Source organism: Devosia insulae DS-56 (assembly GCF_000970465.2).
In the GTDB taxonomy this organism is placed as follows: domain Bacteria; phylum Pseudomonadota; class Alphaproteobacteria; order Rhizobiales; family Devosiaceae; genus Devosia_A; species Devosia_A insulae.
In genome coordinates this window covers 1-14455 of the sequence record NZ_LAJE02000205.1, presented here as the reverse complement: position 1 = coordinate 14455, position 14455 = coordinate 1, and the positions used below count along the sequence as shown (strand labels likewise).

Annotated in this window: 16 protein-coding genes; 6 read left to right on the top strand and 10 right to left on the bottom strand. The window is 64.5% G+C overall.

Translation table 11 applies throughout. The annotated features are described in order from the left end of the window. Window positions 1-109: 109 nt before the first annotated feature. Both VW23_RS14855 and rarD read right to left on the bottom strand, forming a co-directional pair. The gene (locus tag VW23_RS14855; RefSeq protein ID WP_069910334.1) at window positions 110-709 is read right to left on the bottom strand and encodes an MOSC domain-containing protein; all 600 of its coding nucleotides are present in this window, start codon (window positions 707-709) and stop codon (window positions 110-112) included. Further along, window positions 706-1614 carry an EamA family transporter RarD gene (rarD, locus tag VW23_RS14850; RefSeq protein ID WP_176730409.1) on the bottom strand — a complete coding sequence of 303 codons (909 nt, stop codon included), beginning with the start codon at window positions 1612-1614 and terminating at the stop codon, window positions 706-708. Before rarD ends, VW23_RS14855 begins: the two co-directional genes overlap by 4 nt. Window positions 1615-1784: 170 nt before the next feature. Between rarD and VW23_RS14845 the strand changes: the two genes are divergently transcribed. Continuing rightward, on the top strand, window positions 1785-2234 hold the full coding sequence (locus VW23_RS14845; RefSeq protein ID WP_069910333.1) for a host attachment protein: 450 nt from the start codon (window positions 1785-1787) through the stop codon (window positions 2232-2234). Window positions 2235-2287: 53 nt separating this feature from the next. Here the strand turns inward: VW23_RS14845 and VW23_RS14840 are convergent, their stop codons facing one another. Next, window positions 2288-2800, bottom strand: coding sequence for a hypothetical protein (locus VW23_RS14840; RefSeq protein WP_069910332.1), 513 nt, complete (start codon window positions 2798-2800; stop codon window positions 2288-2290). A gap of 89 nt (window positions 2801-2889) precedes the next feature. After that, window positions 2890-3324, bottom strand: coding sequence for a rhodanese-like domain-containing protein (locus VW23_RS14835; RefSeq protein WP_069910331.1), 435 nt, complete (start codon window positions 3322-3324; stop codon window positions 2890-2892). Window positions 3325-3421: 97 nt separating this feature from the next. Here VW23_RS14835 and ftrA point away from each other — a divergent pair, with 97 nt between their 5' ends. After that, window positions 3422-4396, top strand: a complete 975-nt coding sequence (gene ftrA, locus VW23_RS14830) for a transcriptional regulator FtrA (protein ID WP_069910330.1) — start codon at window positions 3422-3424, stop codon at window positions 4394-4396. Here the strand turns inward: ftrA and VW23_RS14825 are convergent. From VW23_RS14825 to tam, 4 genes are all read right to left on the bottom strand, one after another. Then, the gene (locus VW23_RS14825) at window positions 4387-4656 is read right to left on the bottom strand and encodes a type II toxin-antitoxin system RelE family toxin (RefSeq protein ID WP_069910329.1); all 270 of its coding nucleotides are present in this window, start codon (window positions 4654-4656) and stop codon (window positions 4387-4389) included. The genes ftrA and VW23_RS14825 overlap by 10 nt on opposite strands. Beyond that, window positions 4653-4880, bottom strand: coding sequence for a type II toxin-antitoxin system RelB family antitoxin (gene relB / locus VW23_RS14820; RefSeq protein ID WP_069910328.1), 228 nt, complete (start codon window positions 4878-4880; stop codon window positions 4653-4655). Before relB ends, VW23_RS14825 begins: the two co-directional genes overlap by 4 nt. Window positions 4881-4924: 44 nt before the next feature. Then, the gene (locus VW23_RS14815; RefSeq protein WP_069910327.1) at window positions 4925-5773 is read right to left on the bottom strand and encodes an alpha/beta fold hydrolase; all 849 of its coding nucleotides are present in this window, start codon (window positions 5771-5773) and stop codon (window positions 4925-4927) included. 253 nt (window positions 5774-6026) lie between these two features. After that, on the bottom strand, window positions 6027-6791 hold the full coding sequence (tam, locus tag VW23_RS14810) for a trans-aconitate 2-methyltransferase (protein ID WP_069910326.1): 765 nt from the start codon (window positions 6789-6791) through the stop codon (window positions 6027-6029). Window positions 6792-6967: 176 nt separating this feature from the next. Here tam and argG point away from each other — a divergent pair, with 176 nt between their 5' ends. From argG to VW23_RS14795, 3 genes are all read left to right on the top strand, one after another. Beyond that, on the top strand, window positions 6968-8305 hold the full coding sequence (argG, locus tag VW23_RS14805; protein WP_069910325.1) for an argininosuccinate synthase: 1338 nt from the start codon (window positions 6968-6970) through the stop codon (window positions 8303-8305). Window positions 8306-8414: 109 nt separating this feature from the next. Continuing rightward, complete coding sequence (locus tag VW23_RS14800; protein ID WP_069910324.1) at window positions 8415-9188, top strand: DpnI domain-containing protein; 774 nt, start codon at window positions 8415-8417, stop codon at window positions 9186-9188. A 14-nt stretch (window positions 9189-9202) separates the two neighbouring features. Further along, entirely contained in the window at window positions 9203-9484 is a 282-nt protein-coding gene (locus tag VW23_RS14795; RefSeq protein ID WP_069910323.1) for a hypothetical protein, read from the top strand. 149 nt (window positions 9485-9633) lie between these two features. Here the strand turns inward: VW23_RS14795 and ettA are convergent, their stop codons facing one another. Both ettA and VW23_RS14785 read right to left on the bottom strand, forming a co-directional pair. Continuing rightward, window positions 9634-11289 carry an energy-dependent translational throttle protein EttA gene (gene ettA / locus VW23_RS14790; protein WP_069910322.1) on the bottom strand — a complete coding sequence of 552 codons (1656 nt, stop codon included), beginning with the start codon at window positions 11287-11289 and terminating at the stop codon, window positions 9634-9636. 80 nt (window positions 11290-11369) lie between these two features. After that, window positions 11370-13133, bottom strand: coding sequence for an SLC13 family permease (locus tag VW23_RS14785; RefSeq protein ID WP_069910321.1), 1764 nt, complete (start codon window positions 13131-13133; stop codon window positions 11370-11372). Between the two features lie 142 nt (window positions 13134-13275). On the opposite strand from VW23_RS14785, the gene VW23_RS14780 reads away from it, so the two are divergent. Beyond that, window positions 13276-14181 carry a TolB family protein gene (locus VW23_RS14780; protein ID WP_069910320.1) on the top strand — a complete coding sequence of 302 codons (906 nt, stop codon included), beginning with the start codon at window positions 13276-13278 and terminating at the stop codon, window positions 14179-14181. The last annotated feature ends 274 nt before the right edge of the window (window positions 14182-14455 follow it).

Below are 14455 nucleotides of genomic sequence, written 5' to 3'. Positions count from 1 at the left end.
GACCCTCTCCCCAGCGGGGAGAGGGGGCGATGTGGCACTGACCGCGCAAAGTGCGTCCCCTCTCCCCTCCGGGGAGAGGGTCAGGGTGAGGGGAAGTTCACACGCGATTCTATGTACTTAGTAATGGCTGCCCCGGATAAGCCACCTGCCGCCAGGTGCGGACCCTCACCGCGTCGCCGACCCGGATCGCTCCCTCGCGCTCGACCCAGCCGACCAGCCCGCGCTTCCCCATCGCCGCCTTGACGAAGCCGAACTCGAGATCCGATCTGCCCTCATGCTGCGCCGCGATGGTCTTGCCCGTCTTCCGGCACGGGTCGTTGTCGCCGTCGATGCGGAGGGTGGCGCCGGAGGGGAACATCATCAGGCTGCGTGGCGGCAATTGCGTCAGATGCGGGATACCGGAAATCACCAGGTTGGCGCCGACCCACTGCCCCAGGATGCGTTCGAGGTTCAGCGCCGCTGCAACCTCGGCCAGCTCCTCGGCACTGACGATCGACAGCTGCCGCTCGTTGCGCATCGGCGTACCGCGCGGATACCACGGCTCCCGTGCATTGCTGGGCCGCACCAGCCCCTCGTGCCGATCGCCGACAATGCCGGCATAGGTCAGCACGAGTTCCGGCCGTTCCGTCGATTCGACGGCTGCCGTCTCGACGACGAACGTGCCGTCGACCCGGCCCTCGAGCGTCAGTGCCGGCATCTGCTCCGTCATGCCACTGCGCGCCGCCGGCGCATTACGGAATCGGCGGTATAGACCACCAGCGACACCCAGATCAGCGTAAAGCTGCCGAGCCGCACGGCGTTGAGGTGCTCGCCGAACAGCGTGATGGCGAGGAGGAAAGTGATCGACGGCGCGATATATTGCAGCATGCCGACGGTCGTCATCTTCAGCCGCTGCACCGCGAAAGCGAACAGCAGCAGCGGCCCCACCGTCGCCGGCCCGGTGAGCGCCAGCAGTGCCAGCGAGTAGGGATCGCCGTGCCAGCCGATGCCGCCATCGCGCAAAAAACTGTAGCCGAGAAAGGCGATGGCGAGCGGCGCCAGCACCATGGTTTCGACGAACAGACCCGGCGCGGAGCCAACCTTGGCGGTCTTGCGCAGATACCCATAGACCGCGAAGGTCAGAGCCAGGCCGATCGCCACATAGGGGATGCCGCCAATCGAGACCGCCTGGATGCCGATGGCGACTGCTGCAATTGCGATGGACACCATCTGCCAGCGGTTGAGCCGCTCACCGAGCAGCAGCACACCCGTTGCCACGTTCACCAGCGGCAGGATGAAGTAGCCGAAGCTCGCTTCCAGCACCTGCCCGCTTTCGACCGCATAAATGTAGATCAGCCAGTTGCCGCCGAGGATCAGCGCCGCCAGCGCCATGGAGGTCACAGTACGCGGGTCGCGCAGCGCGGCCCTAACCTCCGCCATCCGCCCGCCGAGGATCATGATGACGCCCAGCACCATAAGCGACCAAAGGGTCCGGTTGGCGACCACTGTCGCCGCGCCGACGTGATTCAACAGGTTGAATAAGAGCGGCAGGAAGCCCCACAGCACATAGGTCGCGACGCCCGCGGCGAGGCCGCTTTCGCCGCCTTGAGTCTCAGTGCTGGTGACGGACGCCAATACGTGTCCTTCCGGGCCGGAGGCGGCCTTGTGAGAGCCGCCTTTTAGCAGCGCCCCTGCCCTCGGCACAAATCAGAGTTTGTGATTAGGGGAACAACCCACCTTGATGGTGATCCAACCAATCGCCACGTCCTGCGTTAGCCTTCTTGTACCCACCAAAGGAGCACGCCATGAAAGCCAAGATCACCTGGATCCTCATCGCCGATGGAGCGACGGCCAAGGTGTTCGAGCACAACGGCCCCGGCAAGGGATTGCACGCCGTGGACGACCTGATGTTCGAGCAGACGCCGCTCAAGGCCGGTGAGATCATGGCGGATCGCCCCGGGCGGAGCTTCTCATCGGTCGGCCATGGCCGCAGCGCCATCGAACCGTCATCGGATCCAGTGGCAGTGCGCGAACGGCGCTTCGTCGAGAACGTCGCCGAGGAGCTGGAGCGCAAGCACCAGCAGCGTGCCTTCGACGAGTTGATCGTCGCCGCGGCGCCGACGGCGCTGGGCGACCTCCGCCCGGTGTTCAGCAAGGGCCTGCGCGACACCATCGTCGCCGAACTGCCCAAGGACCTGACCAACCTGCCCACGGCCCAGCTCGGCCAGCACTTCGATGGCCTCCTGGCCATCTGAGACCACTCGCTATCCCGACAATGGAGGGGGCGGCCCGTGAGCCGCCCCTTCGCTTACTGAGTGAACTGCACCGTCGCCAGCATCTGGCCGGCGCGGAACGCCGCCGACGTGCCGCCTTCGGGAGCGCTCCAGTAGACGAACTGGCTGGAGCCGAAGCCCGGCTGCACATAGTAGAAATTCTGGAACAAGAGCGATCCGTCGGGGATCTGCACCTGGTACTCGATCACGTTCCAGGCCTTGCCGCCGATATTCTCCAGTCGCTCGCTGACGATGGTGACGTTCTCGGGCTTGGCATCGAGTGCCGCTGCCGCTGCATTGCTGAGGATGGCTTCGCGGAACTGCGAGACAGGCCAGGCGCCGTTCTCGTTGATCACCGCAAAGCCGATGGTCTCGTCGCTGGAATAGTAGAGAAACTCCTGGTCGCCGGCCGGCGTCTGCGTCGCCCAGCCGGTCGTGTCGACGCAGGCGCTGAGCTTCACCTTCGCGCTGGTGATGGTTTCGCAGGCCAGTGCCGGCGTGATGAGCACCACCGCCGAGGCGATGGCGCCGAGGAGTATCCGGTTCATTCTTCGAGCCCTTCCCAAGGATTAGTTCGGGGCGGAGCTTGTGGCTGGAGTCGCGCCGCTGGCAAGCGCATTTGCAGCAGTGGCGGAACTTATTCCGCCGCTTGCCGGGGCGTGAGATCACCGACAGCCTCGCCGGTCGCCAGCACGAAACCCTCGTCCAGCCAGCCGGTGACCCCACCGATCATCAGCTTCACCGGCAGGCCGAGTTGAGCCAGCCGCAGCGCCCCCTTGTCCGCACCGTTGCAGTGCGGCCCGGCACAGTAGGTGACGAACAGCGTCCCCTCCGGCCACTCCGCCATCTTCCGCGCCGTGATCTTGCCGTGCGGCAGGTTCAGCGCGCCGGGAACGTGCCCCCCTGCGTAGAGCGTCGGGCTGCGCACATCGAGCAACACGAAGTCGTTGACCGCACGGCTGAGCGCGTCATGGACATCCCAGCAATCGGTCTCGAAACCGAGCTTGCGGGAAAAGTGCTGTAGCGCCTCGACGGGTGCGGCGGCAGGGACAAGGGCGACATTGCTGGTCATTCGGGCCTCCTGAGGCGTTCCAATGGCCAGAACTTGCCGGAAATCGGCATGATAGGTCAGTGGCGGGAATGCCAATATACGGTAGGATACCGCCATCATGGATAAGCCCAACCGCCACGTCACCATCCTCGCCTACGATCAGCTCTGCATGTTCGAGTTCGGCATCGCCGTCGAAGTCTTCGGCCTCACGCGGCCGGAATTCGCACATCTCGACTGGTACACGCACGAGATCGTCGGCATCGAGCCCGGCCCCTATCGCGCCAGCGGCGGCATCAGTGTCGCAGCCAATCACGACCTCGGCCGGCTCGCAGAGGCCGGGCTGATCGTGGTGCCCGGCTGGCGCGGCGCCATGACCCCGGTCCCCGAGCCGCTGATCGCGGCGCTGCGGGCCGCGCACGCCCGCGGCGCCCGCATCGCCACGCTCTGCTCTGGCGTATTCGTTCCGGCCCGCTCCGGGCTGCTCGAAGGCCGGCGCGCCACCACGCACTGGCGCTATGCCGACACCCTGCGCTCGGAGTTTCCCTCGATCGAGGTTCTGCCGGATATCCTCTACTCGGAGGACGGCAACCTCCTCACCGCGGCGGGCTCAGCCGCCGGGATTGACCTCTGTCTCCACATCGTCCGCCAGGATTTCGGCGCAGAAATCGCCAACACCGTGGCGCGCCGGCTGGTGCTGCCGGCGCATCGCGACGGCGGCCAGGCGCAGTTCGTGGCGCGGCCGGTGGCAAGGGAACGCCGTGGCCGCATCGGCCCGCTGCTCGATAGCCTGCGCCAGCGCCTGAACGAGGATTGGAGCATCGCCCGGATGGCAGAGCTGGCAAGGCTTTCCGAGCGCACCTTGATTCGTCACTTCAACGACGCGACCGGGTTGAGCCCGCTCACCTGGCTGATCGCCGAACGGGTCGAACGTTCGAAGGAACTGCTGGAGACCACGGATTTCGGCCTCGACGCCATCGCCGAGGCCTCGGGCTTTCGCAGCCAGGAGACGCTACGCCATCATTTCCGCAGTCGCACCGGCGTCAGCCCCAGCGCCTTCAGGCGCAGTTTTGGGCCTCTCGCTGTTCAGCGATAGACGCGCGACCGATCGTCGATCGCAACGACATAAACCACGAGGACATCGTGCTCGATGCGCACGACGATGCGAAGATCACCGACTCGATAGCGCCATAGGCCCGCCATGGGACCGGACAACGACTTCCCCAGGACCCGGGGATCGTCGGATTGTAGCACCCGATCATCGAGAAACGAGCGTACGCGCTTCTGGTCGACGACGCCGAGCCGGCGAAACTGCTTGGCGGCGCGGTCATCAAATTCGATGCGCCAGCGGCTCAAGCAGCTTCCTCGCCAGTATCCTTATCCATCTCCGCTTTGAGCTCATCCCAACTGATGCGCTTTGCGGGGGTCAGGATGCGTTCCTCGGCGAGGTAGTAGTCTTCCATGTCCTCGATTTTCTCGAGGATCGCCTCCCGTGCGTAGAACGTCTTGGTCCGCCCGGTCTTCTTGGCGAGCGCCTCAAGGCGATCCTCGATGTCCTTCGGCAATCTGATAGCAAGCATAGCAAAACTCCTTGCTATACATGTATAGCACATGTCGTCTGCATTCAATCGTCTCCGTCTTCCCCGTCGTCCTCGCCCTGCCCGGTCACCGCTTCGAGGAACTCGAACAGGATCGGGTCGAACAGGTCGGGCCGCTCGAGGCTGGGGAAATGCGCCGTGTCCTCGAGCACCACCGCAAAGGCGTTTTCCAGTTCCTCGCTGAGGTCTTCGTGGATGGCGATGATGTCGGAGCAATCGAGTTCGCCCACCACCAGCAGCGTCGGCGCGGTGATCACCGACAGGTTGTGGAACGCCGGTTCCGGCCGTTCCTCCTGGGTCAATGGCGCGTGGTTGAGGTGGATCTCGTTCATCGCGAGGAACAGCTCGCGCACCGGTCCGGTCACCCGCCCCGCTTCGCCATAGGGCCCATCGAGCCACTCATGCGCCTGGATGCGGTTGGCAGTGCTGATATTGCCGCGCTGTTTCGCATACTCGAACGCCTCCTCGAGCTGCTCGACTTCCTCGTCGACGTCGTATCCCTCGGCCCCGGTCACCGCTGTGCCCATCAGCACCAGGGCGATCGTCCGGTTCGGATGCTCCAGCGCGAAATCGATCGCCAGGCCGCCGCCCATCGACGAGCCAACGAGGATCGCGGCATGGACGCTGAGCCGGTCAAGCACGGTCTCGAGATCGACCAGGTGGTTGAACGGCACATCGGACGTCTCGGTCTCGCCATAGCCGCGCCGGTCATAGCTGATGACGTGATAACCCTCGGCCGCCAGCTGGCGCATCTGCTCGGCCCACATGCGCCGGTCGGTGACGCCGGAATGCAGGAACACCACCGGAATGCCGAAGCCGGCGGCCTCGCCGCGGATCAGCGCACCATCGAAGTCGATTTCAAAGGGGGAGGTCATGATCAGCCTCGAAGCAAACAAAGGCCGCATCTAGCACTGCCGGCCGCCAGTGGCCAGCGGCAGGCGACAGCGCGAGTAGTGGCCGCCTCGATGGCAACCTGCCTCCCCCACCGGCGTCATCCCCGCGTAGGCGGGGACCCAGTGGGATCTCTCAGAGTTAGCGGGCGTCGCAGCATCCCACTAGGTTCCCGCCTACGCGGGAATGACGCCGGTGTGGGCTGAGTACTCAATGCACAGACATCGCGGCGATGTCCTACTTCACCGCGACGATGAACAGGCGCGGGAAGCGCAGCAGCACCTTACCATCCACCGTCCGCGGGTAGGCCTCGGCGATCAGCCCGAGATAGCGTGCGAGAAACTGCTCGCGCTCGGCTGGCTCCAGCGGATCGATGAAGGGGCGGAGGCCAGTGGCCTTGACCCACTCGACGATGGCATCCGGACCATCGAGCACGTGGTTGTAGTTGGTGTGCCAGATCTCGAGGCGGCGCACCGTGGGACGCAGGGCGTCGTAGTAGACGCGGACCGGCAGCAGCGGCGCCCGGGCTGCCTGCTTCAAGCGCTCGCTCCACGGGCCATCGGCGGCCAGTTGCCGCATCAGTTGGTGCGACGGCTCAGCCATATTGTCGGGCATCTGCACCGCCAGCACACCACCATCCGGCTGGGCGGCAGCGACGCGGGTGAGCGACACCAGATGCTTGGGCACCCACTGGTAGATGGCGTTGGCGAAAACCAGGTCGGTCCCCGCCTCCGGCACCCAGCTATTGGCGTCCGCCTCGTCGAACCTCGCTTGCGGCACGCGCTGCCGCGCCTCGGCCAGCATGTTGGGTGAGTTGTCGAGCCCGATCACCTCAGCATCAGGAAACCGCTCGACCAGCAACTCGGTCGAGTTGCCCGGCCCGCACCCCATATCCGCCACTCGCCCCGGCGCAGTGAGCGGCACCTGCGCCAAGAGATCCCGCGCCGGGCGCGTCCGTTCGTCCTCGAACTTGAGGTAGGTGGAGGGCGACCAGTCAGCCATGTCACAAATCCCGTTGCTGTTCCGGTGTCTCATAGCAGCGCCCCAGAAGTTGTGAAACGCGAGGCTTGCGGCCGAACAATCGATGCAGCCCGCCGCTATGCGAGCGCCGCGGAATTTGTTATTCGCCCGGGCCAAGAATGTCCCCGCCAAACCTTCGAGCCGACTGGAGTCCCCCCGTGAGCACGATCCTGAAAAGCCTGCCCAAGGGAGAAAAAGTCGGCATCGCCTTTTCCGGCGGCCTCGACACCAGCGCCGCCCTGCTGTGGATGCAGCAGAAGGGCGCCAAGGTCTATGCCTATACCGCCAATCTCGGCCAGCCCGACGAGGCCGACTATGACGAGATCCCGCGCAAAGCGATGGATTTCGGCGCCGAGAACGCGCGCCTCGTCGATTGCCGCACCCAGCTGGTGCACGAAGGCATCGCCGCCATTCAGTCCGGCGCCTTCCACATCTCGACCGGTGGCATCACCTACTTCAACACCACTCCACTCGGGCGCGCCGTCACCGGCACCATGCTGGTCTCGGCCATGCAGGAAGACGGGGTCAACATCTGGGGCGACGGCTCGACCTTCAAAGGCAACGACATCGAGCGCTTCTACCGCTACGGGCTACTGACCAACCCGAACCTGCGCATCTACAAGCCCTGGCTCGACCAGCAGTTCATCGACGAGCTGGGTGGCCGCTCGGAGATGTCGGCTTTCCTCACCGCGCGCGGCTTCGCCTACAAGATGAGCGCCGAAAAGGCCTACTCGACCGACAGCAATATCCTGGGCGCCACGCACGAGGCCAAGGATCTCGAGAGCCTCGACACCGGCATCAAGATCGTCAATCCGATCATGGGCGTGCCGTTCTGGCGCGACGACGTGAGCGTTCCGGCCGAGAAGGTGGTGGTGCGCTTCGCGGAGGGCCAGCCGGTGGCGCTGAACGGCCAGAGCTTCGCCGATCCCGTCGCGCTGTTCCTCGAAGCCAACGCCATCGGCGGCCGCCATGGCCTCGGCATGAGCGACCAGATCGAGAACCGCATCATCGAGGCCAAGAGCCGCGGCATCTACGAAGCGCCGGGCATGGCGCTGCTGCACATCGCCTACGAGCGGCTGGTCACCGGCATCCACAACGAGGACACCATCGAGCAATACCGCATCAGCGGCATGCGCCTGGGGCGCCTCCTCTACCAGGGTCGCTGGTTCGACTCGCAGGCCCTGATGCTGCGCGAGACCGCCCAGCGCTGGGTGGCCAACGCCATCACCGGCGAGGTGACGCTCGAGCTGCGCCGCGGCAACGACTACTCGATCCTCAACACCGAGAGCCCGAACCTCACCTATGCGCCGGAGCGGCTGAGCATGGAAAAGGTCGAGGACGCGCCGTTCACGCCTGCCGACCGCATCGGCCAGCTCACCATGCGCAACCTCGATATCGCCGACACCCGCGCCAAGCTGGATCTCTATAGCAAGACGGGGCTGATCTCGTTGGGCGAAGGCGGGGATATGCTTCGGTTGGACAGCGACAGGGACTGACGACCTGGCAGAGATACCGACGCTGTCCGACTGTGATAGCGCGGTTCCGGGGCAGGAAAGCAGTTCCTGCTGCGCTGGCGTGCTGCGCTCGCCATGCTAGCGTTAGGCTATGAAACTTGGGTTCGAAGAATCGCAGAGTCCGTTCGATAGCGGGTCCCAACAGGCACGCGTTTGGACGGAGCGATGGGTTGCGGACTGGATGTTCTGCACCAACTGCGGCGCGCCGCGCCTCAGCCAGTTCCCGGCTAACAGCCCAGTGGCCGACTTCTTCTGCCCCAATTGCTCCGATCAGTACGAAGTAAAGTCGCAGCGTAAGGTTTTCGGCTCGCGTGTCGCGGATGGAGCCTACTTCACGAAGATCGAGCGTCTGGCATCTGCAAGCAACCCAAACCTAATGTTGCTCCAATATGACCGGGACCAGCGTGAGGTCCGCAACGTCTGCGTCGTTCCCAAGCACTTCTTCGTTCCTGACATCATCGAGCAGCGCAAGCCGTTGAGTGCAACAGCGCGTCGCGCCGGCTGGATCGGTTCGAACATCCTGTTAAGCAAGGTCCCCGAAAGCGGCCGCATATTCGTTCTTCGGAACGGCCAGCCGGAGTCGAAGGACTTGGTGTTGGCCAAGTGGCAGCAGACCCTGTTTTTGCGCAACCAAGGAGTCGACGCGCGTGGCTGGCTGATCGAGGTAATGAAGGCCGTCGAGGCAATCGACCGGCCAGAGTTCGCACTGGAAGATGTCTATGCGTTCGAGCAGCGCCTCCACACAGCATACCCGAACAACAACAACGTTCGCCCAAAAATCCGTCAACAACTGCAAGTGTTAAGAGACAACGGCTATCTGGATTTCCTCGGAAGGGGGCAGTACCGTTTGCGCCTGGGTCGATAGCTTCGAGGGCGCAAATGGCATGGTATCTCAACCATTATCATTGTGACAGTTGCGATACCGAATGGGAGGATGATTGGTCCTGTTGCTGCGACGACGACTGCCCGGCGTCCGGATCGCGCCATTGGTCCCCTCATGAAAGCGAAGACCTAACCGAGGTGATCGAGCAAGATGGCGACGAGTTCGTCGTTTTGGTCTCTCCGGAAACCGCCGAACACTACCCCGAGTACAAGGCCGTCGCGCGCTTTCCTAGCGAGGCGGCGGCCCATAGGTTCGTTGTGGATGGTGAACTCACCTAGCTCGTCGAGGACGCTGCCAACGATCGAGCCCACACTCGCGTGAGGCCGGAGACGGAGACGTTTTGCGCGTTCGACCGGTCGACGGCGCCCTGCGAATAGTCCCACGTAAGGTTGGCTATTCTTATGAGCAGCCAACCTCCAGCCGATAGTTACCGCGTCAGCTTCTTGTACGTGACCCGGTGGTTGTTCACCGAGTCTGCGCCCAGGCGTCGGATCTTGTCCTGCTCATAGTCCTGGAAGTTGCCTTCGAACCACTCGAAGTGGCTGTTGCCTTCATAGGCCAGCATGTGCGTGGCCAGCCGATCGAGAAACATACGATCGTGGCTGATGATCACGGCGCAGCCCGCGAATTCCTCCAGCGCCTCTTCGAGCGCCGCGAGAGTTTCGGTGTCGAGGTCGTTGGTCGGCTCGTCGAGCAGCAGCACGTTGGCGCCCGACTTCAGCATCTTGGCGAGGTGCACGCGGTTGCGCTGCCCACCTGAGAGGTTGCCTACCTTCTGCTGCTGGTCGGCGCCCTTGAAGTTGAACGCCGAGGTATAGGCGCGCGAGTTCATCTCGCGCTTGCCCAGCATCAGGATTTCGTTGCCGCCCGAGATTTCCTCCCACACCGTCTTGTTCGGCGCGAGCGTATCGCGGCTCTGGTCGACATAGCCGAGGTTGACGTTGTCGGCGACAGTGATGGCGCCGGAATCCGGCTTCTCCTGCCCGGTGATCATGCGGAACAGCGTCGACTTGCCGACGCCGTTCGGGCCGATGATCCCGACGATGCCGCCCGGCGGCAGCTTGAAGGTCAGGTTGTCGATCAGCACCCGGTCGCCGTAGGACTTGGTGACCCCGTCAATGTCGATGACGTTCTGGCCGAGCCGCTCACCCGGCGGGATGATGATCTGCGCCGTCGACGACAGGGTGCGGGCCTCGTTGACCTTCACCAGCTCGTCATAGGCCCGGATACGCGCCTTGGATTTGGCCATGCGGGCCTGCGGGCTCTGGCCCATCCATTCGCGCTCGCGCTCCAGCACCTTGGCGCGGGCCGCGTCTTCCGACTGCTCCTGCGCAAACCGCTTGGCCTTGGCATTGAGGTAGGCAGAGTAGTTGCCCTCGTAGGGCACGCCGCGACCGCGATCGAGCTCGAGGATCCAGCCGGTGACGTTGTCGAGGAAGTAGCGATCGTGGGTGATGATCAGCACCGCGCCGGCGAACTCGCGCAGGTGGTTTTCCAGCCACGCCGTGGTCTCGGCGTCGAGATGGTTGGTCGGTTCGTCGAGCAGCAGCAGGTCGGGCTTCGACAGCAGCAGCGCACAGAGCGCCACGCGCCGCTTCTCGCCGCCCGACAGCGTATCGACCGATGACTCGCCCGGCGGGCAGCCCAGCGCCTCCATTGCGACTTCGACCTGGCTGTCGAGGTCCCAGAGGTTCTGGCTGTCGATGATGTCCTGCAGTCGCGTCGCCTCGTCGGCAGTCTCGTCGGAATAGTTCATCATCAGCTCGTTGTAGCGATCGATGACGTCCTTCTTCTCCTTGACGCCGGTCATGACGTTGCCCTTGACGTCGAGCGCCGGGTCGAGCTGCGGCTCCTGCGCCAGGTAGCCCACCTTGGCGCCATCGGCCACCCAGGCTTCGCCGGTGAACTCGGTATCGATGCCGGCCATGATGCGGAGCAGCGTCGACTTACCCGAGCCGTTCGGACCCAGCACGCCGATCTTGGCGTCGGGGTAGAAACTCAGATGGATGTTGTCGAGCACCTTCTTGCCGCTGGCATAGGCCTTGGACATTCCGTGCATGTGATAGATGAACTGGCGCGCCATGAGGGCACTGCTCCCGCCGCTGGTAGCTTGAATTGCGAGCGCCGTATGTAGGGGAAGCGGGCGCGCGGGGCAACACCACCTCAGGTTAACGGCCAGACCAGTTGCAGCAGCGGCACCGCGATGACGATGACGAGGATGGAAAGCGGCAGCCCGAGCCGCCAGTAATCGCCGAAGCGGTAGCCGCCCGGCCCCATCACCAGCGTGTTGCACTGGTGCCCGATCGGCGTCAGGAAGTCGCAGCCGGCGCCGATCGCCACCGCCATCAGGAACGCCTCGGGCCGAAGGCCGAGGTCGGTGGCGAAGGTCGCGGCGATCGGCGCCATCACCAGCACTGTCGCCGCATTGTTGAGGAACGGCGTCACCGCCATCGCCGCCACAAGGATCACCGCCAGGGCGCCGATCGGTGGCAGCCCCACCGACACCTGCCCCAGCCACGCCGCGATCAGGTCGGTCGCCCCGGTCTCGCGCAACGAGTCGCTGACCGGGATCAGCGCCGCCAGCATGATCAGGATCGGCCCGTCGAGCTGCCGGTAGATGTCGCGCAGCGGCAGCGCCCCGCTGGCGACGATCAGCACCGCTGCGGCGAAGAAAGCGACCGGCACCGGCGCCCAGCCCAGTGCCGTCGCCAGCATCGCCACCCCGAGGATGCCGATGGGCAGCAGTCGGTTGCGGACGCTACCCAGTTGCAGGTCGCGCTCCGCCAAGGGCAGCGCGTCGAGATCACGCAGCTGCTCGCCCATCTGCGCCCGGCTGCCGCGCAGCAGCACCACGTCTCCCTCCTCCAACTGGATTTGCCCGAGCCGCTCCGAGAACCGCCGCTCACGCCGGCTGACCGCCAACAGGTTGATGCCGGTGCGCTCGAACAGCGCGAAGTCGCGCGCCGTGCTGCCCGCGAGCGGCGAGTTCGGGCCGATGATCGCCTCGATGGTGACGAGGTCGAGCCCCGGTGCGTGCGTCCGGTCCGACAGCGACAGCCCACCCCGCTCGATCATCCGGTCCAGTGCCTCGGGCTCGCCCTCGACGATCACCCGATCGCCATCGCGCAGCACCGCATCGGGGAACGGCGTTCGCCGGCCGCCCTTGGCCGGCACGATCGAGGTCACCATCGCCTTGCCGCCCGCCATCTTGTGCAGGTCGCTGACGGTCTTTTCGAGCGCGGCCGAGTTGGCGCCGACCGTTGCTTCGGTGGTGTAGTTCTTGATCTCGATCGCCTCACCGACCGCCAACCCCTCGCGCTTGCGCTCAGGCAGCAGCCAGTAAAAGAAGACGAGGAAGATCACCCCGGCGACAGCCAGCGCCAACCCGACCGGGGTAAAGTCGAACATGTGGAAGCTGGTGCCGGTGAGGTCCTCACGCACCCGCGACACGATGATGTTGGGCGATGTGCCGATCTGCGTCATCAGCCCGCCGAGCAGCGCCGCGAACGACATCGGCATCAGGAAGCGCGACGGCGAGACGCCGGAGCGTTGCGCCATCTGGAACGCGATGGGGATCATGATCGCCAGCGCCCCGATATTCTTGACGAAGGCCGACAGCACCGCGACCACGGTGACGAGGATCAGCAGTTGCATGCGTGGCGCCGAGACGTTCGGCGCGATCCGCGCCAGTGCAATGTCCATAATGCCGGAACGCGACACCGCCGCGCTCACCACCAGCGCGCTGCCGACGATAATGACAATATCATCCGACAGGCCCGAGAATGCCTTCTCCGCTGGCACCACGCCCACTATCACCGCGATCAGCAGTGCCAGCGCGGCCACCAGGTCGTAGCGCAGCTTGCCCCAGATAAACGCCACCATCATCAGCCCGACCACGGCAAAGGACAGCATCTGCGGCAATGTCATGCGATCGGGCCTCCGGATCGGACATGCATAACGCGCTTCGCGCCGACCGCTACCATGGTGAAAAGAAAAATCGCCGCGGGAACCATTCCGCTGCCGCCCGTTCCACTGCCACTATCCGGAAAACCCCCGGGGAGGATTCGACGTGCCGCAGAGACCCAACTTCGCCCGCCGCGGCCGCAGCCTGTTGCCGGGCCAGGTTTCGGAACTTGTTATCATCGACCTCGATGGCGGCAGCCGGCAGGTGCTGTTCACCGCCGACGAGATCATCGAAGCCCCGAACTGGACGCCCGACGGCAAGACCCTGGTGTTCAACGCCGGTGGCGAGCTCTGGACCATCGCCGCCGACGGCACTGGCGAGATCGAGAAGCTCGACACCGGACCACTCAGCGACCTCAACAACGACCATGTGCTGTCGCCCGATGGTTCTACGGTCTATGTGAGTTCCGACGACGGGCACCTCTATGCCCTGCCGATCACCGGGGGCACGCCGCGGCGGGTATCGAACAGCTATCCGCACCGTCACCACTATTACCTGCACGGCATCTCGCCCGACGGCAAAACGCTGTCCTATGTCGGCATCAATGCGGTGGGCAATAACCAGTGGGCCAAGGTGAACATCTGGACCATCCCGGCCGCCGGCGGCCCGGATACGCAGCTGACCGACGTGCTGTTGCCCAACGATGGGGCCGAGTATTCGCGCGACGGCCAGTGGATCTGGTTCAACTCCGAGCAGGGCTCGCCCGGCCACGCCCAGATCTTCAAGATGCGCACCGACGGTTCGGAGCTGACCCAGATCACCTTCGACGAGCGGGTAAACTGGTTCCCGCATTTCGCCCCCGACGGCCAGTCGATCGCCTATCTGAGCTACCCGCCCGGCACCAAGGGCCACCCAGCCGACAAGGACGTAATCCTCCGCTTCATGCGCCCCGATGGCACCGGCACCCGCGACATCATCGGCTTCAACGGCGGCCAGGGGACGATCAACGTCAACTCCTGGGCGCCGGACAGCCGGCGGTTTGCCTATGTGGCGTATCCAGGTGGCGCTTAGCTTCGTCATCGCTACTTTCACCCCACCACCGGTGTCATCCCAGCTTTCGCTCATATGCGCTAAGCTAGCGATTTCGGTTGGCCTGATGGACGCCACCTTAGCTCCCCAATGGGGTGACGCCGGGTATGCGACCCGAGGCTCTGCAGGTCTCCCCAAACTCGGTGTCATCCCCGCGAAAGCGGGGAACTCCGTTTGCGATCGTGCCGCAGGCCAAGAAAACAGAAGTTCCCGCTTTCGCGGGAATGACCCGGTGGGTGGGGCACGACCCTAACTT

Bases quoted from the DNA above. Each gene is read 5' to 3' on its own strand.
- VW23_RS14855 (WP_069910334.1), bottom strand. From the start codon at position 709: ATGACGGAGCAGATGCCGGCACTGACGCTCGAGGGCCGGGTCGACGGC.
- VW23_RS14845 (WP_069910333.1), top strand. From the start codon at position 1,785: ATGAAAGCCAAGATCACCTGGATCCTCATCGCCGATGGAGCGACGGCC.
- VW23_RS14840 (WP_069910332.1), bottom strand. From the start codon at position 2,800: ATGAACCGGATACTCCTCGGCGCCATCGCCTCGGCGGTGGTGCTCATC.
- VW23_RS14835 (WP_069910331.1), bottom strand. From the start codon at position 3,324: ATGACCAGCAATGTCGCCCTTGTCCCTGCCGCCGCACCCGTCGAGGCG.
- ftrA (WP_069910330.1), top strand. From the start codon at position 3,422: ATGGATAAGCCCAACCGCCACGTCACCATCCTCGCCTACGATCAGCTC.
- relB (WP_069910328.1), bottom strand. From the start codon at position 4,880: ATGCTTGCTATCAGATTGCCGAAGGACATCGAGGATCGCCTTGAGGCG.
- VW23_RS14815 (WP_069910327.1), bottom strand. From the start codon at position 5,773: ATGACCTCCCCCTTTGAAATCGACTTCGATGGTGCGCTGATCCGCGGC.
- tam (WP_069910326.1), bottom strand. From the start codon at position 6,791: ATGGCTGACTGGTCGCCCTCCACCTACCTCAAGTTCGAGGACGAACGG.
- VW23_RS14800 (WP_069910324.1), top strand. From the start codon at position 8,415: ATGAAACTTGGGTTCGAAGAATCGCAGAGTCCGTTCGATAGCGGGTCC.
- VW23_RS14795 (WP_069910323.1), top strand. From the start codon at position 9,203: ATGGCATGGTATCTCAACCATTATCATTGTGACAGTTGCGATACCGAA.
- ettA (WP_069910322.1), bottom strand. From the start codon at position 11,289: ATGGCGCGCCAGTTCATCTATCACATGCACGGAATGTCCAAGGCCTAT.
- VW23_RS14785 (WP_069910321.1), bottom strand. From the start codon at position 13,133: ATGACATTGCCGCAGATGCTGTCCTTTGCCGTGGTCGGGCTGATGATG.